This window comes from Pseudomonas sp. L7 (assembly GCF_046605565.1).
Lineage (GTDB): Bacteria > Pseudomonadota > Gammaproteobacteria > Pseudomonadales > Pseudomonadaceae > Aquipseudomonas > Aquipseudomonas wayambapalatensis.
Genome location: NZ_CP176784.1, coordinates 341,485 through 363,312 on the forward strand (window position 1 = coordinate 341,485; position 21,828 = coordinate 363,312).

Annotated in this window: 16 protein-coding genes and 1 pseudogene; 12 read left to right on the forward strand and 5 right to left on the reverse strand. The window is 63.2% G+C overall.

The features are described from left to right. Positions 1-68 precede the first annotated feature (68 nt). From ACK3BK_RS01650 to ACK3BK_RS01670, 5 genes are all read left to right on the forward strand, one after another. Positions 69-599: a DUF5943 domain-containing protein gene (locus tag ACK3BK_RS01650; RefSeq protein WP_411383627.1), complete on the forward strand. Its 531-nt coding sequence runs from the start codon at positions 69-71 to the stop codon at positions 597-599. A gap of 15 nt (positions 600-614) precedes the next feature. Beyond that, positions 615-2,675 carry a dimethylglycine demethylation protein DgcA gene (gene dgcA, locus ACK3BK_RS01655; protein WP_411383628.1) on the forward strand — a complete coding sequence of 687 codons (2,061 nt, stop codon included), beginning with the start codon at positions 615-617 and terminating at the stop codon, positions 2,673-2,675. Between the two features lie 173 nt (positions 2,676-2,848). Continuing rightward, entirely contained in the window at positions 2,849-4,804 is a 1,956-nt protein-coding gene (dgcB, locus tag ACK3BK_RS01660; protein ID WP_186667464.1) for a dimethylglycine demethylation protein DgcB, read from the forward strand. Then, the gene (locus ACK3BK_RS01665; RefSeq protein WP_186667465.1) at positions 4,804-6,036 is read left to right on the forward strand and encodes an electron transfer flavoprotein subunit alpha/FixB family protein; all 1,233 of its coding nucleotides are present in this window, start codon (positions 4,804-4,806) and stop codon (positions 6,034-6,036) included. Before dgcB ends, ACK3BK_RS01665 begins: the two co-directional genes overlap by 1 nt. A gap of 10 nt (positions 6,037-6,046) precedes the next feature. Then, complete coding sequence (locus ACK3BK_RS01670) at positions 6,047-6,817, forward strand: electron transfer flavoprotein subunit beta (protein ID WP_186711265.1); 771 nt, start codon at positions 6,047-6,049, stop codon at positions 6,815-6,817. 680 nt (positions 6,818-7,497) lie between these two features. On the opposite strand, the gene gbcA is transcribed toward ACK3BK_RS01670, so the two are convergent. Then, positions 7,498-8,790 carry a glycine-betaine demethylase subunit GbcA gene (gene gbcA / locus ACK3BK_RS01675; RefSeq protein ID WP_186667467.1) on the reverse strand — a complete coding sequence of 431 codons (1,293 nt, stop codon included), beginning with the start codon at positions 8,788-8,790 and terminating at the stop codon, positions 7,498-7,500. 296 nt (positions 8,791-9,086) lie between these two features. Here gbcA and gbcB point away from each other — a divergent pair, with 296 nt between their 5' ends. Beyond that, positions 9,087-10,187 carry a glycine-betaine demethylase subunit GbcB gene (gbcB, locus tag ACK3BK_RS01680; RefSeq protein ID WP_411383629.1) on the forward strand — a complete coding sequence of 367 codons (1,101 nt, stop codon included), beginning with the start codon at positions 9,087-9,089 and terminating at the stop codon, positions 10,185-10,187. A 147-nt stretch (positions 10,188-10,334) separates the two neighbouring features. Here gbcB and ACK3BK_RS01685 read toward each other — a convergent pair whose 3' ends face one another. Further along, positions 10,335-11,207, reverse strand: coding sequence for a methyl-accepting chemotaxis protein (locus ACK3BK_RS01685; RefSeq protein WP_411384435.1), 873 nt, complete (start codon positions 11,205-11,207; stop codon positions 10,335-10,337). A 30-nt stretch (positions 11,208-11,237) separates the two neighbouring features. Further along, a pseudogene (locus tag ACK3BK_RS01690) lies at positions 11,238-11,954 on the reverse strand (MCP four helix bundle domain-containing protein); the annotation flags it as partial. A gap of 269 nt (positions 11,955-12,223) precedes the next feature. Here ACK3BK_RS01690 and ACK3BK_RS01695 point away from each other — a divergent pair. Then, positions 12,224-12,454, forward strand: a complete 231-nt coding sequence (locus tag ACK3BK_RS01695) for a hypothetical protein (protein ID WP_054892145.1) — start codon at positions 12,224-12,226, stop codon at positions 12,452-12,454. Further along, a complete protein-coding gene (locus ACK3BK_RS01700; protein ID WP_054892146.1) occupies positions 12,451-12,753 on the forward strand; it encodes a cell division protein ZapA in 303 nt (100 codons plus the stop codon). Before ACK3BK_RS01695 ends, ACK3BK_RS01700 begins: the two co-directional genes overlap by 4 nt. 114 nt (positions 12,754-12,867) lie before the next feature. On the opposite strand, the gene ACK3BK_RS01705 is transcribed toward ACK3BK_RS01700, so the two are convergent. Next, a complete protein-coding gene (locus ACK3BK_RS01705) occupies positions 12,868-13,908 on the reverse strand; it encodes a low specificity L-threonine aldolase (RefSeq protein WP_411383630.1) in 1,041 nt (346 codons plus the stop codon). Positions 13,909-14,021: 113 nt separating this feature from the next. After that, on the reverse strand, positions 14,022-15,437 hold the full coding sequence (locus tag ACK3BK_RS01710; protein WP_411383631.1) for a hypothetical protein: 1,416 nt from the start codon (positions 15,435-15,437) through the stop codon (positions 14,022-14,024). Between the two features lie 452 nt (positions 15,438-15,889). On the opposite strand from ACK3BK_RS01710, the gene ACK3BK_RS01715 reads away from it, so the two are divergent. From ACK3BK_RS01715 to ACK3BK_RS01730, 4 genes are read left to right on the forward strand one after another with little or no spacing between them, the layout of a single operon-like run. Then, a complete protein-coding gene (locus tag ACK3BK_RS01715; protein ID WP_063542290.1) occupies positions 15,890-17,143 on the forward strand; it encodes a serine hydroxymethyltransferase in 1,254 nt (417 codons plus the stop codon). A 15-nt stretch (positions 17,144-17,158) separates the two neighbouring features. Continuing rightward, the gene (locus ACK3BK_RS01720) at positions 17,159-18,409 is read left to right on the forward strand and encodes a sarcosine oxidase subunit beta family protein (protein ID WP_054892149.1); all 1,251 of its coding nucleotides are present in this window, start codon (positions 17,159-17,161) and stop codon (positions 18,407-18,409) included. A gap of 16 nt (positions 18,410-18,425) precedes the next feature. Beyond that, entirely contained in the window at positions 18,426-18,761 is a 336-nt protein-coding gene (locus tag ACK3BK_RS01725) for a sarcosine oxidase subunit delta (protein WP_186667473.1), read from the forward strand. Continuing rightward, on the forward strand, positions 18,758-21,775 hold the full coding sequence (locus ACK3BK_RS01730) for a sarcosine oxidase subunit alpha (protein ID WP_186667474.1): 3,018 nt from the start codon (positions 18,758-18,760) through the stop codon (positions 21,773-21,775). Before ACK3BK_RS01725 ends, ACK3BK_RS01730 begins: the two co-directional genes overlap by 4 nt. Positions 21,776-21,828: the final 53 nt, after the last annotated feature.

The window sequence follows — 21,828 nt, forward strand, 5'->3', positions numbered from 1 at the left end:
CGAGCCTGAAAGCCCTTGCCAGCAACGCCGGGGCATCCAAACAAAAAATTTTATGGAGTTGAGTTTCCATGGCCAAGATCGCCCCGCAATTGCCAATCGAAGTCGACAGCGAGACCGGTGTCTGGACCTCCGACGCCCTGCCGATGCTGTACGTACCGCGGCATTTCTTCGTCAACAACCACATCGGCATCGAGGAAGTGCTGGGCGCCGACGCCTATGCCGAGATCCTCTACAAGGCGGGTTACAAGTCTGCCTGGCACTGGTGTGAAAAAGAAGCCGAGTGCCATGGCCTGGAAGGCGTGGCGGTGTTCGAGCACTACATGAAGCGCCTGAGCCAGCGTGGCTGGGGCCTGTTCGAGATCCAGGACATCGACCTCGACAAAGGCTCGTGCAGCGTCAAGCTCAAGCACTCGGCGTTCGTCTACGTGTATGGAAAATGCGGCCGCAAGGTCGACTACATGTTCACCGGCTGGTTCGCCGGTGCCATGGACCAGATCCTCGCTGCCCGTGGCAGCTCGATCCGCACTGTGGCGGAGCAGGTCTATGGCGGTTCTGAAGAAGGCCACGAAGATGGCCTGTTCGTTACAAAGCCGTTGTAAGCCGGAGAGAGCGTCATGGCATTCGAAGCAATGTTCCAGCCGATCCAGATCGGCAAGCTGACCATCCGCAACCGCGTGCTCAGCACCGCGCACGCCGAGGTCTACGCCACCGATGGCGGCATGACCACCGAGCGCTACGTGAAGTACTACGAAGAGAAGGCCAAGGGCGGCATCGGCCTGGCCATCTGTGGCGGCTCGTCGGTGGTTGCCATCGACAGCCCGCAGCAATGGTGGGCCTCGGTGAACCTGTCCACCGACCGCATCATCCCGCACTTCCAGAACCTCGCCGACGCCATGCACAAGCATGGCGCCAAGATCATGATCCAGATTACCCACATGGGCCGTCGCTCGCGCTGGGACGGTTTCCACTGGCCGACCCTGATGTCGCCGTCCGGCATTCGTGAGCCGGTGCACCGCGCCACCTGCAAGACCATCGAGGTGGAGGAGATCTGGCGGGTGATCGGCAATTACGCCCAGGCTGCGCGCCGGGCGAAGGAAGGTGGACTGGACGGCGTGGAGCTGTCGGCGGTGCACCAGCACATGATCGACCAGTTCTGGAGCCCTCGGGTCAACAAGCGTACCGACGAATGGGGCGGCAGCTTCGAAGGCCGCATGAAGTTCGGCCTGGAAGTACTCAAGGCGGTACGCGCCGAGGTCGGCGACGACTTCTGCGTGGGCATGCGCATCTGCGGTGACGAATTCCACCCCGATGGCCTGAGCCACGAGGACATGAAGCAGATCGCCGCCTACTACGACGCCACCGGCATGATCGATTTCATCGGCGTGGTCGGCTCGGGTTGCGACACCCACAACACCCTGGCCAACGTCATTCCCAACATGAGCTACCCGCCGGAGCCGTTCCTGCACCTGGCGGCCGGCATCAAGGAAGTGGTCAAGGTCCCGGTGCTGCACGCGCAGAACATCAAGGACCCGAACCAGGCCACGCGCATTCTCGAAGGCGGCTATGTCGACATGGTCGGCATGACCCGTGCGCACATGGCCGACCCGCACCTGATCGCCAAGATCAAGATGGGCCAGATCGACCAGATCAAGCAGTGCGTCGGTGCCAACTACTGCATCGACCGTCAGTACCAGGGCCTGGACGTGCTGTGCATCCAGAACGCCGCGACGTCCCGTGAATACATGGGCGTGCCGCACATCATCGAGAAGTCCACCGGGCCGAAACGCAAGGTGGTGGTGGTCGGCGCCGGCCCTGCCGGCATGGAGGCCGCACGGGTGGCCGCCGAGCGTGGCCATGACGTCACCGTGTTCGAAAAGAAGGAGCAGATCGGCGGGCAGATCACCATCGCCGCCAAGGCACCGCAGCGCGACCAGATCGCTGGCATCACCCGCTGGTACCAACTCGAGTTCGCGCGCCTGAAGGTTGACCTGCGCCTGGGCACTGCGGCAAACATCGCGACCATCCAGGACCTGCGCCCGGACATCATCGTGCTGGCGGTGGGCGGTCATCCGTTCATCGAGCAGAACGAGCACTGGGGCGCCGCCGAAGGGCTGGTGGTCAGTAGCTGGGACGTGCTCGACGGCAAGGTCGCACCGGGCAAGAACGTGCTGGTGTACGACACCATCTGCGAATTCACCGGCATGTCCACCGCTGATTTCATCGCCGACAAGGGCAGCCAGGTCGAGATCGTCACCGACGACATCAAGCCGGGCGTGGCCATGGGCGGCACGACCTTCCCGACCTACTACCGCAGCATCTACCCCAAGGAAGTGATCATGACCGGGGACATGATGCTGGAGAAGGTCTACCGCGAGGGCGACAAGCTGGTGGCGGTGCTCGAGAACGAATACACCGGGGCCAAGGAAGAGCGTGTGGTCGACCAGGTGGTGATCGAGAACGGCGTGCGCCCGGACGAGGAGCTGTACTACGGGCTCAAGGAGGGTTCGCGCAACAAGGGCCAAATCGACATCGACGCTCTGTTCGCGATCCAGCCGCAGCCGATCCTCAGCCAGCCGGGCGAGGGCTACCTGCTGTACCGCATCGGCGACTGCGTGGCCCAGCGCAACGTGCATGCGGCGATCTATGACGCCTTGCGGTTGTGCAAGGATTTCTGATCGATCTGTCGGCACACACCGGCCCCTGTGGGAGCGGGCTTGCCCGCGAAAGCGTCAGCACCAACAACAGGGGTGTCTGACCTGGCGCATTCGCGGGCAAGCCCGCTCCCACAGGGCCAGTGCAGGATTCCAGGGGCCTGAACCCCTTGCAACCGCTGTTGTGGGAGCCTCCCATGTTGAACACCCTTCTACCCATCCTGCTGTTCGCCGCACTCGCCCTGGCGGTGCTCGGCGCCCTGCGCCGGGTGCGCATGTGGCGACGCGGGCGGCCGAGCAAGGTCGACCTGCTCGGTGGCCTGCTGGCCATGCCGCGGCGCTACCTGGTCGATCTGCACCATGTGGTCGAGCGCGACAAGTACATGTCCAAGACCCACGTGGCCACTGCAGGTGGCTTCGTCCTGTCGGCGCTGTTGGCGATCCTGGTGCATGGCTTCGGCCTGCAGAGCAAGATCCTTGGCTACGCGCTGCTGGTCGCTACGGTGATCATGTTCAGCGGCGCGATCTTCGTCTTCAAGCGTCGTCTGAATCCGCCTTCGCGCCTGTCCAAGGGCCCGTGGATGCGCCTGCCGAAAAGCCTGCTGGTATTCGCCGCGAGCTTCTTCATCGCCACCCTGCCGGTGGCGGGCATCCTGCCGGCCAATACCGGCGGCTGGGTGATGGTCGGCATTCTCGGCCTTGGCGTGCTGTGGGGTGTGTCGGAGCTGTTCTTCGGCATGACCTGGGGCGGGCCGATGAAGCACGCCTTCGCCGGTGCCCTGCACCTGGCCTGGCACCGCCGTGCCGAGCGTTTCGGCGGCGGTCGCTCCACTGGTCTCAAGCCGCTCGACCTGGAAGACCCGAACGCGCCGCTGGGTGTGGAAAAACCAGTCGATTTCACCTGGAACCAGCTGTTGGGCTTCGACGCCTGCGTGCAGTGCGGCAAGTGCGAGGCGATGTGCCCGGCATTCGCCGCCGGCCAGCCGCTGAACCCGAAAAAGCTCATCCAGGACATGGTCATCGGCCTGGCCGGTGGCACCGATGCGACCTTTGCCGGCAGCCCTTACCCCGGTAAACCGGTTGGTGAGCATGGCGGTCATCCGCACCAGCCGATCGTCAACGGCCTGGTCGATGCCGAGACGCTGTGGTCGTGCACCACCTGCCGCGCTTGCGTGGAGGAGTGCCCGATGATGATCGAGCACGTCGATGCCATCGTCGACATGCGCCGCCACCTCACGCTGGAAAAGGGCGCGACGCCGAACAAGGGCGCCGAGGTGCTCGACAACCTGATCGCCACCGACAACCCCGGCGGCTTCAACCCCGGTGGGCGGATGAACTGGGCCGCCGACCTGAACCTGAAACTGCTGTCGGACGTGAAGAGCACCGAGGTGTTGTTCTGGGTCGGCGACGGCGCCTTCGACATGCGCAACCAGCGCACCCTGCGTGCCTTCGTCAAGGTGCTCAAGGCCTCGGGTGTGGACTTCGCCGTGCTCGGCCTGGAAGAGCGCGACAGCGGTGACGTGGCCCGTCGCCTGGGCGATGAAGCGACCTTCCAGCACCTGGCCAGGCGCAACATCCAGACCCTGGGCCAATACCGCTTCCAGCGCATCGTCACCTGCGATCCGCACAGCTTCCATGTGCTGAAGAACGAATACGGCGCCCTGGGCGGCGAGTACCAGGTGCAGCACCACAGCACCTACATCGCCGAACTGATCGCCGCCAACAAGCTCAACCTCGGCCAGCACAAGGGCGGTAGCGTGACCTACCACGACCCGTGCTACCTGGGGCGCTACAACGGCGAGTACCAGGCCCCGCGCGACGTGCTCAAGGCCTTGGGCATCGAGGTGCGCGAGATGCAGCGCTCGGGCTTCCGTTCGCGTTGCTGTGGCGGTGGCGGCGGTGCGCCGATCACCGACATCCCGGGCAAGCAGCGTATCCCCGACATGCGCATGGACGATATCCGCGAGACCGAGGCCGAACTGGTGGCGGTGGGTTGTCCACAGTGCACGGCGATGCTTGAGGGTGTGGTCGAGCCGCGCCCACAGATCAAGGACCTGGCCGAGTTGGTCGCCGATGTGCTGATCGAAGACGAGACGCCCGCCGCTGCGAGCAAATCGAACCTGGTAGAACGTGAACCTGCGGAGGTGCACTGATGAGCGACATCATCCGCCGCGATCCTCGCGCCGAGTGGATTGCCCGTAACCGCCTGCATCCGCTGCACGCGGCGATGCAGACGCAACAGACGCGCTGGATGGGCCCCAACGGGCTGATTCGCAAGAACCCCCACGCCATCGCTGCCGGCTTCATCGGCCCCAGCGGCCTCAAGCGTATCGACCGCAGCGGTGCCCAGCAGGGCACGGCGATCGGCGGTCGGCGCACGGCAGCCGCCGAGGTGCAATTGCCCTTGCATCAGGTGGCGGATCCGGCGTTCTACATCGCCGTGGTGCCCGACATGGTCGGTGGCCGCCTCGGCAGCCACGACCGCGACCTGCTCGGCCTTGCCCGCAGCCTTGCCGGCAGTGAGGGGGCAGTGCTTGCGGTCGTCTTTGGCGAACACAAGGAAAGCCACTTTTCCACAGCCGGTGTCGATCGCCTGCTGGTCATCGATGGCGAAGCATTCGAAGGCTATGTGCCCGAGCAGCTTGTCCAGGGCTTGCGGGCTGTGGATAACCAGTTTGCGCCGCAGCACTGGTTGCTGCCTGACAGCCGCACCGGTGGCGGCGAACTGGGGCGGCGCCTGGGGGCAGCGCTCGGCGAGCGCCCGGCCACGCGGGTCTGGCAGATCAAGGACGGCCAGTGCATCGGCCGTGCCGGCGCCGGCCAGCAGGACCTGCAGCGCGGCCTGCCGCGCCTGATACTGGCCGCCGCCGAATGCGCCGAGCCGGTCAGCGAAACCCGTCACGAAGCGCTGCCGGTCACGTTGTCCACAGGCGTGGCGCGCAGCCTGTCGCGCATCGAAGACCTCGGATCGGTGGCGGTAGACCCGGCGGCCATCGCCATGGCCGAAGCCGAATTCATTGTCTCCGGCGGCAACGGTGTGAAGGACTGGGCACTTTTCCACAGGGCAACTGCGGCCCTGGGGGCAACCGAGGGCGCCTCGCGGGTCGCCGTGGACGACGGCTTCATGCCGCGCAACCGCCAGGTTGGTGCCACCGGTACCTGGGTCACGGCGCGGGTCTACGTGGCGGTGGGGATCTCCGGGGCCATCCAGCACCTGCAAGGTATCGGTGCCTGCGACAAGGTGGTGGCGATCAACATGGATCCCGGCTGCGACATGATCAAACGGGCCGATCTGTCGGTGATTGGCGACAGCGCGGCGATTCTCCAGGCACTGATCGAGGCTGTGGACAACTACCGCAGCGGCGCTCGGCGCGACGCGGCATAAGGGCACGAGCATGAGTACGAAAGTCATCAGCCTGGTTTCCATCGGCGCTCACCCCAGCTCTGGTCGCGCTCGCCGCGCCGAGCAGGATGCACGCGCTGTCGAATTGGGCTTGCAGCTGGCTGGGGATAACTTGCAGGTGGTACATGCCGGCGACCCGCGCGAAGAGGCCCTGCGCGGCTACCTGGGCATGGGCCTGGAGCATCTGGATGTGCTCGAGCAGCCTGCGGGGGCCGATGTGCTGGGGGTGCTGGGGGATTACCTGCGCGACGCTGGTGCTCAACTGGTGCTGACCGGCAGCCAGGCCGAGACGGGTGAAGGCTCGGGCATGCTGCCGTTTCTGCTGGCCGAGAGGCTGGGCTGGCCGTTGGTGGTGGGCCTGGCTGAGGTGGAGTCGATCGAGAATGGCACCGCCCAGGTGCTGCAGGCCTTGCCGCGCGGTCAACGACGCCGGTTGAAGGTACGCCTGCCGTTGCTGGCGACTGTGGATAACGCCGCGCCCAAGCCGCGCCAGAGCGCCTTTGGCCCTGCGCGGCGGGGTGTGCTGGCGGCGCGTAACGTGGCGGTGGTGGACGATGAACTGCTCGAAGGCGACGCCTTGCAGCCTGCCCGCCCGCGGCCCAAGCGGCTCAAGGTGATCAAGGCCAAGAGCGGCGCCGATCGGATGAAGGCAGCCACGGCCAAGGCCAGTGGCGGTGGCGGCAAGGTGCTCAAGGATGTTTCCCCGCAGGAGGGTGCCGAAGCGATCCTCAAGTTGCTGGTGGAGGAAGGCGTGTTGCGCTGACTGGTTGGGGCTGTTGTAGGAGCGGGCTTGCCCGCGAAAAGAACACCGCGCTGCCTGGCACGGGCCACGCCCGTGTTCGCGGGACAAGCCCGCTCCCACAGAGAGTTGCCCACCAAATCTGTTCGCGACCCTGTGAATAAAGTGTTCGCGCTTCGCTACAGCCCTTTGAAATCAATGCGTGTAGAGCATTGATCAAAAAACATACAGCCCGCTCCGTGAATCACCCATGGCAATCCCGGGTCATTCCCATGAGGTTTCCCACAATCACTGTTGGCGGCTCTGTGGATAATATGTTGGGCAACCGCTGGATGCCTTGATTTCATTGGCCTGCAAGCTATTGGTCAATAATTGACCAAAGTCGCCTTAATCACTCTCAAGGCCATGATTGACAAGGGGTCAAGGCCATTATCCACAGCACTTTTCCACGCGGTCTGCATGTGCCCACAAAATCTGTTGGCGTATCTGTGGACAAGGTGTTCGATAATACTTGCAGGCCTCTGGATCAAAGGCTTTCAGAGAATTGATCAAATAATGATCAGCCTGTCGTCTGCCGAGGCTCGACGCCTGTCCACAGAACATCTGAACAACTCTGTGGATAACATGTTTAGTTCCTTTGGATTGCAATGTAAAACGCCACGGCCGATCGCTCGGCCGTGGCGTTTATCAACACCCGTGAAGGCTTACTGCGCCTTGACTTCCTTCAGGTATGGCGCAGGTTCCGCACCCAGGTTGGCCAGGACGCGGTCGCTGTACCAGTCGATGAAGTTGACCACACCGAACTCGTAGGTCTTCGAGTACGGGCCCGGCTGGTAGGCGGTGGAGTTGATCCCGCGCTGGTTCTCTTCGGCCAGACGGCGGTCCTGGTCGTTGGTGGCATCCCACACCTTGCGCATCTGCTCGGGGTCGTAATCGACGCCTTCGACGGCATCCTTGTGCACCAGCCACTTGGTGGTGACCATGGTTTCCTGGGCGCTGATCGGCCACACCGTGAAGACGATCATGTGATCGCCCATGCAGTGGTTCCAGGAGTGCGGCAGGTGCAGGATGCGCATCGAACCGAGGTCGGGGTTCTTGATGCGGCCCATGAGCTTCTTGCACGCCTGCTTGCCGTCCATGGTCATCGACACGGTGCCCTTGAGCAGCGGCATGCGCACGATGCGGTTACGCAGGCCATGGCTCTTGTGCAGGTAAGGGATCTTCTCGGCTTCCCAGGCGGCAGCGGAAGCGGCGACGTGGTCCTTGAACGCCTGGTCGGCGCGCGGGTCGTTGGTGTCGTCCCACTCCAGCAGGGTCTTGAGCAATTCAGGGTGCGAACCGTTGCAGTGGTAGCACTCGCGGTTGTTTTCCAGCACCAGTTTCCAGTTGGCCTTTTCCATCAAGGTGGTCTGCACGGCCACCTTGGCGTTCTCCATGTCGTACGGTTCCATGTAGTGGTCGAGCGTGGCCAGGAACTCGTCGATGGCCGGCGGATTTTCCGCCAGGCTGATGAAGATGTAGCCGCCGGCAGTCTTCACGTTGATCGGCTTGAGGCCGTACTGGTTCATGTCGAAGTCGGCGCCCATCTCGGTGCCGGCGAACAGCAGGCGGCCGTCGAGCTCGTAGGTCCACTGGTGGTAGGGACAGACCAGCTTGGCCACCTTGCCCTTTTCGCTGACGCACAGCCGCGAACCGCGGTGGCGGCAGACGTTGTGGAAAGCGTGCACCTTGCCTTCGGCGCCGCGGATGACGATCACCGGGTTCTTGCCGATCTGCAGGGTGAGGTAGTTGCCTTTCGATGGAATTTCGCAGGTCATCCCCGCGATCAGCCACTCCTTGTGGAAGATCTCCTGCATGTCGATCTGGAACAGGCGTTCGTCGCAGTAGAACGGCTGCGGCAGCGAGTAGGTCCGCTCGCGGGTCTGCAGCATCTCGGCGGTGGCCTTGCGTGCAGGTTCCAGTGGATCGCCCAGGCTCAGGGTTGCGGTGACGTCCATCGTTATATCCTCAAGGCCGTTGTCGGCCGGCGAAAGGTGGCTAATCGTTGTTGTGGTTGGCGCAAGGCTGTCAGCGAAAAAACGGCGGTTCTATTTGCCGAGGAGTGTGCGTTCGCGCCGTTCGCGAACCATATCCATGGGCGACATGGCCGAATCGAATTCCGACGCGCCAACCCTTGTACCTTGGGGCTGGTCGCGATAAGCACGCCGATGTCGCGGATGGGAATGTGCGACGTCACGGCGTTGCGCATTATCGCAGCCATAAGAAGGCCGATAGTCGGCTGCTGGAGAAGAACATGTCCGAAACCTTCCTCAATCCGGTCACCACCCAGACCTGGGCCAACGGCCGCCACATCGTGCGCTGCGTCAAGGTCATCCAGGAGACCTGGGACGTGCGCACTTTCTGCTTCATGGCCGACCAGCCGATCATGTTCTTCTTCAAGCCGGGCCAGTTCGTGACGCTGGAGCTGGAGATCGAAGGCAAGCCAGTGATGCGTTCCTACACCATCTCCAGCTCGCCATCAGTCCCCTACAGCTTCTCGATCACCGTCAAGCGCGTGCCCGGCGGGCTGGTATCGAACTTCCTCCACGACACCCTGCACGAAGGCGCAGAGCTTCCCGTGCACGGCCCGGTGGGGTTGTTCAACGCCATCGACTTCCCGGCCAACAAGGCGCTGTACCTTTCCGGCGGCGTCGGCATCACCCCGGTGATGTCCATGGCGCGCTGGTTCTACGACACCAACGCCAACGTCGACATGGTGTTCGTGCACAGCGCCCGCTCACCCAAGGACATCATCTACCACCGCGAGCTGGAACACATGGCCTCGCGCATCCCCAACTTCAGCCTGCACATCATTTGCGAGAAGCACGGCCTGGGCGAGCCCTGGGCGGGCTATCGCGGTTACCTGAACCAGCGGCTGATGGAGCTGATCGCGCCTGACTACCTCGAGCGGGTGATCTTCTGCTGTGGGCCGACGCCCTACATGAACGCGGTCAAGCGCATGCTCGAAGCGGTCGGCTTCGACATGAAGAACTACCACGAGGAATCGTTCGGCGCGACGCCGGCCGAGGCCAAGGCCGATGCGGTCGAGCATGCCGAAGCGGCGGCCGAGGCGCCGGCAGTGGATGTGGCGGACCTCAACCTGGTGGAGTTCGTCGGCAGCGAGAAGAGCATTCGCATCGCCCCGGGCGAGACGGTGCATGCGGCGGCGGCGAAAGTCGGGCTGATGATTCCCAAGGCCTGCGGCATGGGCATCTGCGGCACCTGCAAGGTGCTCAAGCTCGGCGGTGAAGTGGAGATGGACCACAACGGCGGGATCACCGAGGACGACGAAGCCGAAGGCTACATCCTGTCGTGCTGCAGCGTGCCCAAGGGGGATGTGCGGATCGAGTATTGATCCGTTGTACCGTACCTGTCGGTGCGGCGAACCGCTGCTGCCTGGCACGGGCTACGCCCGTGTTCGCGGGACAAGCCCGCTCCCACAGGGGATTGGGCTGGCCCTCAGGTTTTGAACAAGACAGTTGCTGCTGCAGGATTTGCGTGTTCAGGTCCTGAACCGCGCCACCAACCCGTTCAGATCCACCGCCAGACGTGACAGCTCGGCGCTGGCCATGCTGGTCTGGTGTGCGCCGGTCGCGCTCTGCACCGACAGGTCATTGATGTTCACCAGGTTGCGGTCCACCTCGCGGGCCACCTGGGCTTGCTCCTCGGCAGCGCTGGCGATCACCAGGTTGCGCTCGTTGATCTGCGCCACGGCGCTGGTGATGGTGTCCAATGCAAGGCCAGCGCCGCGAGCGATGTTCAGGGTCGATTCGGCTCGATCGGTACTGGTACGCATCGATTCCACCGCATGCTCGGTGCCGCCCTGGATGCTGCCGATCATCCGCTCGATCTCGCTGGTCGATTGCTGGGTGCGATGGGCCAATGCCCGCACCTCGTCAGCCACCACCGCGAAGCCTCGTCCAGCCTCGCCGGCACGTGCCGCTTCGATGGCGGCGTTAAGTGCCAGCAGGTTGGTCTGGTCGGCCAGGCCGCGGATCACGTCCAGCACCTTGCCGATATCGCGTGATTGCCCGGCCAGATCCTCGATCAGCCTGGCGGTGGTCTGCACGTCGCTGCTCATGCGCTCGATGGCGCCGACCGTCTCGATCACCAGGTCGCGGCCATCGCCGGCCGAGCGGCTGGCTTCACCCGAGGCCTCCGAGGTGCTGACGGCATTGCGGGCAACCTCTTCGACGGCGCTGGTCATCTCGGTAACCGCAGTGGCGGCCTGCTGGATCTCGTTGTTCTGCTGGGCCAGGCCGCGCGCGCTTTCGTCGGTGACGCTGTTGAGTTCCTCGGCGGCCGAGGCGAGCTGGGTGGCAGAGCCTGAGATCAGTTGCAGGGTGTCGCGCAGCTTGTCCTGCATCTTGGCCATGGCCTGCAGCAGACGGGCGGCTTCGTCGGTGCCGTCGGTGCTGACGCGCTGGGTGAGGTCGCCTTCGGCGATCTGTTCGGCGGCGCGCAGGGCGTCGTCGATCGGACGCACGATGCTGCGTGTCAGCAGCAGCGCGAACAGCAACGTGAGCACCGTGGCAGCGACCAGCAGGCCAATCACCAGCATGAAGGCGCTGTCGTACTGGCGTGCGGCTTCCTCGTTGGCCTTGCGCGTCTGCGCGGTGTTGATCTGCAGCAGGCGGTCCATGGCCTTGTTGATCTGGTCGGAGTTGGCCAGCAGGTCGCGGTTGAGCATCTCGCGCAGAGGATCGAGCTGGTCGGCCTGGCTCAGGCTGCGCATACGGGCTTCAAGCTGGCGGTACTGCGTCAGCAACTGGCCGAGCTGGTCGAATGCGGCCTGTTCCTCAGGCTCGGCGATCAGCGGCACGTAGGCGCTACGAGCCTTGTCGATCTGGGCGTTGCGTTCGTCCATCAGGCGCATGGTATCGGCCTGCGAATCCCGGTTGACCAGCAGGCGATAGGACAGGGTGCGCAGGCGCAGGTTGAGCGCGGTCATTTCGTCCAGCAGCTTGATACTCGGGACATTGACCTGCTCGATGATGATGCCCGCCTGCCGGATGTTGCCCATCTGGATGAGTGAAAAAATACCCAGGCTAAGCATCAGCACACCGATCAGGGAAAAGCCGAGCAGGGCGCGTGGGGCGATATTCAGATTGCGTAGGGACATGACGTCGAGATCCGGAGGGAAGGCTCGCGTCCATGCGAAGGAATTTGACCTACCTGCCTATCGGTCGGAACGCACGAGTCTTTAGGCAATGGGGGGCTAAACGAGGATTTACACTCGTTCTTCCTGACAGGCGGTTGATCCAGGCCGGAACAAGGTGCCCGCAAGCCTGTCAATCTGCCGGAACACACCCTCCCTTACCTGATTTTTAATGGCGGGGGCGCGAGCTTTTCTTTATCGTGTGCGCCCTTTGCAACAACCGAGATAGACGTATGTTGGAAGCATCCCTGAATCAACTGGAGCAACTGGTCGGCGACCTGATGCACAAGAACGCACAACTGACCGAGCAGAACCAGAAGCTCGATCAGGAACTGGCCCAGGCCAAGGAAGAGAACGAGACTCTGCAGCTGTCGCTGATGGAGCAGGAAGAGAAGCACGGCGCTACCGCCGCGCGCATCCAGGCGCTGGTCGAGCGTGCCAGTGCAGGTGTCGTAGGCGCATGAGACTGCAAGCGCAGCCGATCAATGTGGTGAACATTCTCGGCACCGACTACTCGCTGAAGGCGCCCGAGGGCCAGGAAGAGACGCTCTCGCAGGCCGTGCGCATGCTCAACGTCGCTCTGGCCGAGACCAAGCGCAACTACCCCACATTGATCGGCGACAAGTTGCTGGTGCTGGCAGCTTTGAACCTGTGCTCCAAGCAGATCGAGTTGCAGCGCGAGCACGCGCAGACGCTCGAACGCACTCAGGCGAAGGTGGATGCTGCGGTGGACGCTATCGCCCGGACCATCGGCGAGGCCTGAATCCAGGCTTGAGGCAGGGCAACGTCTTGCTGATGACCTTGAGTGGAGGAGCGGGCTTGTCGGGCCCCCACAAGCCCGGTCCCAAACAGCCCGCTCTCGCCGAGTGCCTTTCGATCAGCTGCCGATGATTGCGCGGATATCGGCCGCCAGCTCACGCACCCGCGCTTCTTCGGTATCCCACGAGCACATGAAGCGCGCGCCACCGCTACCGATGAAGGTGTAGAAGCGCCAGCCCTTGCCGCGCAGGGCTTCGATGGCGAATTCCGGTAAATGCAGGAACACCCCGTTGGCTTCCACCGGGAACATCAGCTCGACACCCGGCAGGTCACTGACCAGCGAAGCCAGCAACTGCGCGCAGTGGTTGGCATGCTGTGCGTGACGCAACCAGGCGCCGTCTTCCAGCAGCCCGACCCAGGGCGCCGATAGGAAGCGCATCTTCGAGGCCAGCTGCCCGGCCTGCTTGCAGCGGTAGTCGAAGTCTTCGGCCAGGTCGCGGTTGAAGAACAGGATCGCCTCGCCCACCGCCATGCCGTTCTTGGTGCCACCGAAGCACAACACATCGATGCCCGCCTTCCAGGTCAGCTCCGCCGGCGAACAGCCGAGGAACGCACAGGCGTTGGAGAAGCGTGCGCCATCCATGTGCAGGTTCAGGCCCAGCTCCTTGCAGGTGGCGCTGATTGCCTTGAGCTCGTCGGGGCGATACACGCTGCCGACTTCGGTGGCCTGGGTGATGGTGACCACGCGCGGCTTGGGATAGTGGATGTCCTGGCGTTTGAGCGCGACCTCGCGGATCGAGTCCGGGGTCAGCTTGCCGTTGACGCTGCGTGCGGTCAGCAGCTTGGAGCCGTTGGAAAAGAACTCCGGCGCGCCGCACTCGTCGGTCTCGACGTGGGCGGTCTCGGAGCAGATCACGCTGTGGTAGCTCTGGCACAGCGAGGCCAGCGCCAGGGAGTTGGCGGCAGTGCCGTTGAAGGCGAAGAACACCTCGCAGTCGGTCTCGAACAGCTTGCGGAAGTATTCCGAGGCGCGTTCGGTCCACTGATCGTCACCATAGGCACGCTCATGGCCCTGGTTGGCCTTTTCCATCGCCGCCCAGGCTTCAGGGCAGATGCCGGAATAGTTGTCGCTGGCGAATTGTTGGCTCTTGTCTGTCATGGCGCTGTCCTGTGAGCAAAGCGAGCCAGCACTTTAAACCAAGGATTCGCCAGTTGCCTATACAACGCAAAACCTGCGCAGACGCTCCCTATAGCGCTGCGCAGGTGAAGCGGTCACTCAAGTGCATTGTTCAGTTGTGCGGTCATCAGTTGCACGGGAGCACCAGAATTTGCGGTGTAGCTGCGATACATCCCCGTGGCGTACAACCATCGGCCGGCCGATCTGTGGATGATCACATCGCCGAAGCCGCCAAGGATAGGTTGTGCGGCGTAGCTCTTGATGTGAAACGTACGATTACTGAGCGTGAGCATGCGCAAGATGAAGCCCCACTCAAAATCCGAGATAACCTGGCGGGATACCACAATCTCTTCTTCGCCGTTAATGGTCACCGTCTGCCCGGTTGTCGTGAGCGCGAGGCCATCATCCTGCAACGGGGCTTCTGGGATCGCTGGCTCTGTCAGGGCATGCGTGATGACAGACGCGCCGTCGTCGTCCACGATTTTGGTCAGGTCATGAAATGCATCATTTTCATAGACAAAATCCCCAGGGGCGTAATGGGGCAGCAGCACGTCGTTCACAAGCTCAGTGTTGAATGAGCCATGCTCGGCTTGAACCCTGATGTTTTCTCCAGGGCGATCAGGGTAAAACAACCGATAGTACGTCGTTCCCGATTGATTGAGGTGCACGGACAGGTTGCGTGAACTGGCGATCAGTGCGCGGGCGTTCTTCAATGAATCAACTTCTTGTACGTTGCCGTTGGTTGCTGAAGGTGCGGTGGGCGCGAAATTAAACTCGCCGGCAATGTCGGCAGTATCGGCAGATGAGGGGGGGGTGGTGAACACGCGCGTACTGCGTTTCGGTTGTTCCTCCAGGCTGGCCAACACTATTTCCACTTCATTGGAAGAGCGCTTGCGCCGTCCTACTACCAGAGACAGCAGGTTGCTACTGTCCGGGCTGACGTAGTAATCACCTACCGCCAGTAAGGCGGGCAGCATGGGCAAGCCGGATACATTGTTCGAAGAGTAAGTGCGGCGTATGGAAGTGTCATTGATGTCCTGTGTTCTGAGGACAAGGAAAATTTCCCCGCTCGCCAACTCATACACGGTGCGATCCAGTACGGTATTTTTTTCAGCGGCGCTTGGTTGGAAAGTACCGCCACGGGTAGGGTTGTAGCTCACACGGCTTTTCGGCGCGTCAGCTGGATATGTAGTGCCGGGCGCTTCCAAGGTTTGATAGCTGTAGGACGGCTGTTCATTGCCAGCGTCGTCGACAAGCACTCTGCTGACACGGCCAAGGCTGTTGCCCTCGAATACGATGTCGTCCAACGTCAGATACGGCACGGTTTTGTCCGCAGAGACCGTGGCCACCTTGGACGAACCGTCGCCGAACAACACGGTGACGGTCGCCTGTCCTCCAGCGAGCTTGATCTGCCGATGGATCACTGGCAGCGAAGCCTGACCTTGTTTGAAAACGCTACCAACATTGGCCTGTAGGAGTAATGCCGGATTGTCACTTGGGTGAGTATTCATGAATGAGCTCCTGGCTTATTGATGGTCAGGCTCTGTACGAAAAGCCTTGATAATCGGTGATCGCTGAAGACAGCCTGATGCAACAGCCCAGTCGAAATGCTCACTTTCACCCCGTAAAGTCGGGCGCGACTCAGGCCGTTCCTTGGCTGTTTTCGCCTTGCTGACCTTTTCAAGGCTTATTCAGACAGAGCCAAGGCGACCCTCGCATTTGACTGACGCGTCACTGGTGCCAGTGAGGGTAAGCCTACGCTGGCCTGCCTGGAAACTGACAGAAATACTAGGTAGCCGACTTGTCGAAGAAAGCCAGTGAACCTCCCCGGAGCGCTATGTCGTAAACGCGCCATTGCAAGGCGCGCGCAGGCATCTGTGCCCCCCGGCCCAGTCATACCATCGCTGCAAAGGGTGAGAAGACCCTCATCAGACAAGAAGCGATCGCTGCCGGGAGAAACACGATGTTCAGCAAGCAAGACCAGATCCAGGGTTACGACGATGCACTGCTGGCGGCGATGAATGCCGAGGAACAGCGCCAGGAAGATCACATCGAGCTGATCGCCTCGGAGAACTACACCAGCAAGCGCGTCATGCAGGCCCAGGGCAGCGGCCTGACCAACAAGTACGCCGAAGGCTATCCGGGCAAGCGCTACTACGGTGGCTGCGAGCACGTCGACAAGGTCGAGGCACTGGCCATCGAGCGCGCCAAGCAGCTGTTCGGCGCCGATTACGCCAACGTCCAGCCGCACTCCGGCTCTTCGGCCAACAGCGCGGTCTACCTCGCTCTGCTGCAGGCCGGTGACACCATCCTGGGCATGAGCCTGGCCCACGGCGGCCACCTCACCCACGGTGCCAAGGTGTCGTCCTCGGGCAAGCTGTACAACGCCGTTCAATACGGAATCGACACCAATACCGGCCTGATCGACTACGACGAAGTCGAGCGCCTCGCCGTCGAGCACAAGCCGAAGATGATCGTCGCCGGTTTCTCGGCCTACTCGAAAACCCTCGATTTCCCACGTTTCCGCCAGATCGCCGATAAAGTCGGTGCGCTGCTGTTCGTCGACATGGCCCACGTTGCCGGCCTGGTCGCTGCGGGCCTGTACCCGAACCCGATTCCTTTTGCCGACGTGGTCACCACCACCACCCACAAGACCCTGCGCGGTCCGCGTGGCGGCCTGATCCTGGCCAAGTCCAACGAAGAGATCGAGAAGAAGCTCAACGCTGCCGTATTCCCTGGCGCCCAGGGCGGCCCGCTGATGCATGTGATCGCAGCCAAGGCGGTGTGCTTCAAGGAGGCTCTGGAGCCCGAATTCAAGACCTACCAGAAGCAGGTCATCGAGAACGCCCAGGCCATGGCCCAGGTGTTCATCGAGCGTGGTTACGACGTGGTTTCCGGCGGCACCGACAACCACCTGTTCCTGGTCAGCCTGATCCGCCAGGGCCTGACCGGCAAGGATGCTGACGCCGCCCTCGGCCGCGCCCACATCACCGTCAACAAGAACGCTGTGCCCAATGACCCGCAGTCGCCGTTCGTCACCTCGGGCCTGCGCATCGGCACCCCGGCCGTCACCACCCGCGGCTTCAAGGTTGCCCAGTGCGTGGCGCTGGCGGGCTGGATCTGCGATGTGCTGGACAACCTGGGCGACGCCGACGTCGAAGCCGATGTCGCCAAGAACGTCGCCGCCCTGTGCGCCGACTTCCCGGTCTACCGCTGAGTGGAGTAGAACACCATGCAACGCTATTCGGGCTTCGGCCTTCTCAAGCACTCCCTCAGCCACCACGAGAACTGGCAGCGCATGTGGCGCACGCCGACCCCCAAGAAGGTCTACGACGTGGTCATTGTTGGCGGCGGCGGCCATGGCCTGGCCACGGCTTACTACCTGGCCAAGGAACACGGCATCACCAACGTCGCGGTGGTCGAGAAGGGTTACCTGGGCGGTGGCAACACCGCGCGCAACACCACCATCGTGCGTTCCAACTACCTGTGGGATGAGTCCGCGCACCTCTACGAACACGCCATGAAGCTGTGGGAAGGCCTGTCGCAGGACATCAACTACAACGTGATGTTCTCCCAGCGCGGCGTCTACAACCTGTGCCACACCCTGCAGGACATCCGCGATTCCGAGCGCCGGGTCAACGCCAACCGCCTCAATGGTGTCGATGGCGAGCTGATCCTCACCGACCAGGTCGCGGCCGAGATCCCGTACCTGGACTGCTCGAAGAACACCCGTTACCCGATCCTGGGCGCCACCGTGCAGCGTCGCGGCGGCGTGGCCCGCCACGATGCGGTCGCCTGGGGCTTCGCCCGGGCCGCCGACGCCCTGGGTGTGGACCTGATCCAGCAGACCGAAGTCATTGGTTTCCGCAAGGAGAACGGTGCGGTGATCGGTGTGGAAACCAACAAGGGCTTCATCGGTGCCAAGCGCGTCGGCGTGGTCACTGCCGGTAACTCCGGGCACATGGCCAAGCTTGCCGGCTTCCGCCTGCCGCTGGAGTCGCACCCCCTGCAGGCACTGGTGTCGGAGCCGATCAAGCCGATCATCGACTCGGTGATCATGTCCAACGCCGTGCACGGCTACATCAGCCAGTCCGACAAGGGCGACCTGGTGATCGGCGCCGGCATCGACGGTTGGGTCGGTTATGGCCAGCGTGGCTCGTACCCGATCATCGAGCACACCCTGCAGGCGATCGTCGAGATGTTCCCGATCCTGTCGCGCGTGCGCATGAACCGCCAGTGGGGCGGCATCGTCGACACCACCCCGGATGCGTGCCCGATCATCTCCAAGACCCCGGTCAAGAACATGTTCTTCAACTGCGGTTGGGGCACGGGCGGCTTCAAGGCCACTCCGGGCTCGGGCAACGTCTTCGCGGCGAGCCTGGCCAAGGGCGAGATGCATCCACTGGCCGCGCCTTTCTCCATCGACCGTTTCTACAACGGCGCGCTGATCGACGAACACGGCGCTGCTGCCGTCGCCCACTGACCCGGAGACAATCGTCATGTTGCAAATCTTCTGTCCCCACTGCGGCGAGCTGCGCTCCGAAGAAGAATTCCACGCTTCAGGCCAGGCGCACATCGCCCGCCCGCTGGACCCGAACACCTGCTCCGACGAAGAGTGGGGCACCTACATGTTCTTCCGCGACAACCCGCGCGGTATCCACCACGAGCTGTGGGACCACGTCGCCGGTTGCCGCCAGTACTTCAACGTGACCCGTGACACGGTGACCTACGAGATTCTCGAAACCTACAAGATCGGTGAGAAGCCTCAGGTGACCGCCGCATCCAGACAAAGCGCCGCACCGGCGACCGCCAAGGGCCAGGGAGAAAAAGTATGAGCCAGGTCTATCGCCTCGCCAGCGGCGGTCGCATCGACCGCAGCAAGGTTCTGAACTTTACCTTCAACGGCAAGACCTACCAGGGTTATGCCGGCGATACCCTGGCCGCCGCGCTGCTGGCCAACGGTGTCGAGATCGTCGGGCGCAGCTTCAAGTATTCGCGCCCGCGCGGGATCATCGCCGCCGGTACCGAAGAGCCGAACGCTATCCTGCAGATCGGCTCCAGCGAAGCCACCCAGATCCCCAACGTGCGTGCCACCCAGCAGGCCCTGTATTCGGGCCTGGTGGCCAGCAGCACCAACGGCTGGCCGAACGTCAACAACGACGTGATGGGCATCATCGGCAAGGTCGGCGGCAACATGATGCCGCCGGGGTTCTACTACAAGACCTTCATGTATCCCAAGTCGTTCTGGATGACCTACGAGAAGTACATCCGCAAGGCGGCGGGCCTGGGCCGTGCACCGCTGCAGAACGACCCGGACAGCTACGACTACATGAACCAGCACTGCGACGTGCTGATCGTCGGTGCCGGCCCGGCAGGCCTGGCTGCTGCACTGGCGGCCGGCCGTAGCGGGGCGCGGGTGATCCTGGCCGATGAACAGGAAGAGTTCGGCGGCAGCCTGCTCGACAGCCGCGAGACCCTCGACGGCAAGCCGGCCGCCGACTGGGTGGCTGCGACCCTTGCCGAGCTGCAGGGGCTGGCCGAAGTCACCCTGCTGCCGCGCAGCACGGTCAACGGTTACCACGACCACAACTTCCTGACCATCCACGAGCGCCTCACCGACCACCTCGGTGACCGCGCGCCGATCGGCCAGGTACGCCAGCGCGTGCACCGTGTGCGGGCCAAGCGTGTGGTGCTGGCTACCGGCGCCCATGAACGTCCGCTGGTGTACGGCAACAACGACCTGCCGGGCAACATGCTGGCCGGAGCGGTTTCCACCTATGTGCGCCGTTATGGCGTGGCGCCGGGCCGCAAGCTGGTGCTGTCGACCAACAACGACCATGCCTACCGCACCGCCCTTGACTGGCACGATGCCGGCCTGCAGGTGGTCGCCATCGCCGATGCGCGCCACAACCCACGCGGTTCGCTGGTCGAGGAGGCGCGTGCCAAGGGTATCCGCATCCTCACCTCCAGCGCGGTGATCGAAGCCCGTGGCGGCAAGCACGTCACCGGTGCCCGTGTGGCGGCCATCGATGTGCCTGCGCACAAGGTCACCAGCCCTGGCGAATGGCTCGAATGCGACCTGGTTGCCACTTCCGGGGGCTACAGCCCGGTGGTGCACCTGGCCTCGCACCTGGGCGGGCGCCCTGTCTGGCGTGACGATATCCTCGGCTTCGTGCCGGGCGACGCGCCGCAGAAGCGTGTGTGCGTCGGTGGCGTGAACGGCGTCTATGCGCTGGGCGACACCCTCGCCGATGGTTTCGAAGGCGGTGTTCGCGCCGCCACCGAGGCCGGCTTCAAGGCCAGCGTCGGCAGCCTGCCCAAGACCGTGCAGCGCAAGGAAGAGGCCACCGTGGCGCTGTTCCAGGTGCCGCACGACAAAGGCACTGCGCGCGCCCCGAAACAGTTCGTCGACCAGCAGAACGACGTCACTGCTGCCGCCATCGAGCTGGCCACCCGCGAAGGCTTCGAGTCGGTCGAGCACGTCAAGCGTTACACCGCGCTGGGCTTCGGCACCGACCAGGGCAAGCTGGGCAACATCAACGGCCTGGCCATCGCCGCCCGCTCGCTGGGTATCACCATTCCGGAAATGGGCACCACCATGTTCCGCCCCAACTACACGCCGGTCACGTTCGGCGCGGTGGCGGGCCGTCATTGTGGCCACCTGTTCGAGCCGGTGCGCTTCACCGCGCTGCACGCCTGGCACGTGAAGAACAACGCCGAGTTCGAGGATGTCGGCCAGTGGAAGCGTCCGTGGTACTTCCCCAAGCCTGGCGAAGACATTCACGCCGCCGTGGCTCGTGAGTGCAAGGCGGTGCGTGACAGCGTGGGCCTGCTCGATGCTTCCACGCTCGGCAAGATCGACATCCAGGGCCCGGATGCGCGCGAGTTCCTCAACCGCGTGTACACCAACGCCTGGACCAAGCTCGATGTGGGCAAGGCCCGCTACGGCCTGATGTGCAAGGAAGACGGCATGGTCTTCGACGACGGTGTGACCGCCTGCGTCGGCGACAACCACTTCATCATGACCACCACCACTGGCGGCGCCGCCCGTGTGCTGCAGTGGCTGGAGCTGTACCACCAGACCGAATGGCCGGAGCTGAAGGTGTACTTCACCTCGGTCACCGACCACTGGGCGACCATGACCCTGTCCGGCCCCAACAGCCGCAAGCTGCTGGAGCAGATCAGCGATATCGACCTGGACAAGGACGCCTTCCCGTTCATGAGCTGGAAGGAAGGCAACGTCGGTGGGGTGCCGGCGCGGGTGTTCCGTATCTCGTTCACCGGCGAGCTGTCTTACGAGGTCAACGTCCAGGCCAACTACGCCATGGGCGTGCTGGAAAAGATCATCGAGGCGGGCAAGCAGTACAACCTCACGCCGTACGGCACCGAGACCATGCACGTGCTGCGTGCCGAGAAGGGCTTCATCATCGTCGGCCAGGACACCGACGGCTCGATGACGCCGGACGACCTGAACATGAGTTGGTGCGTGGGCCGCAACAAGCCGTTCTCGTGGATCGGCCTGCGCGGCATGAACCGCGAGGACACCACCCGCGAGAACCGCAAGCAACTGGTCGGCCTCAAGCCTGTGGACCCGAACGTGTGGCTGCCTGAAGGTGCCCAGCTGGTGTTCGATCCCAAGCAGCCGATCCCGATGGACATGGTCGGTCACGTCACCTCCAGCTACAAGGCCAACTCCCTGGGCTATTCGTTCGCCATGGGCGTGGTCAAGGGTGGCCTCAAGCGCCTCGGCGAGCGGGTCTATTCGCCACAGGCCGACGGCAGCGTGATCGAGGCAGAGATCGTGTCTTCGGTGTTCTTCGATCCGAAGGGTGAGCGGCAGAACGTCTAAGGCATTGGAAGACCACGCCGGACCCTGTGGGAGCGGGCTTGCCCCGCGATTGC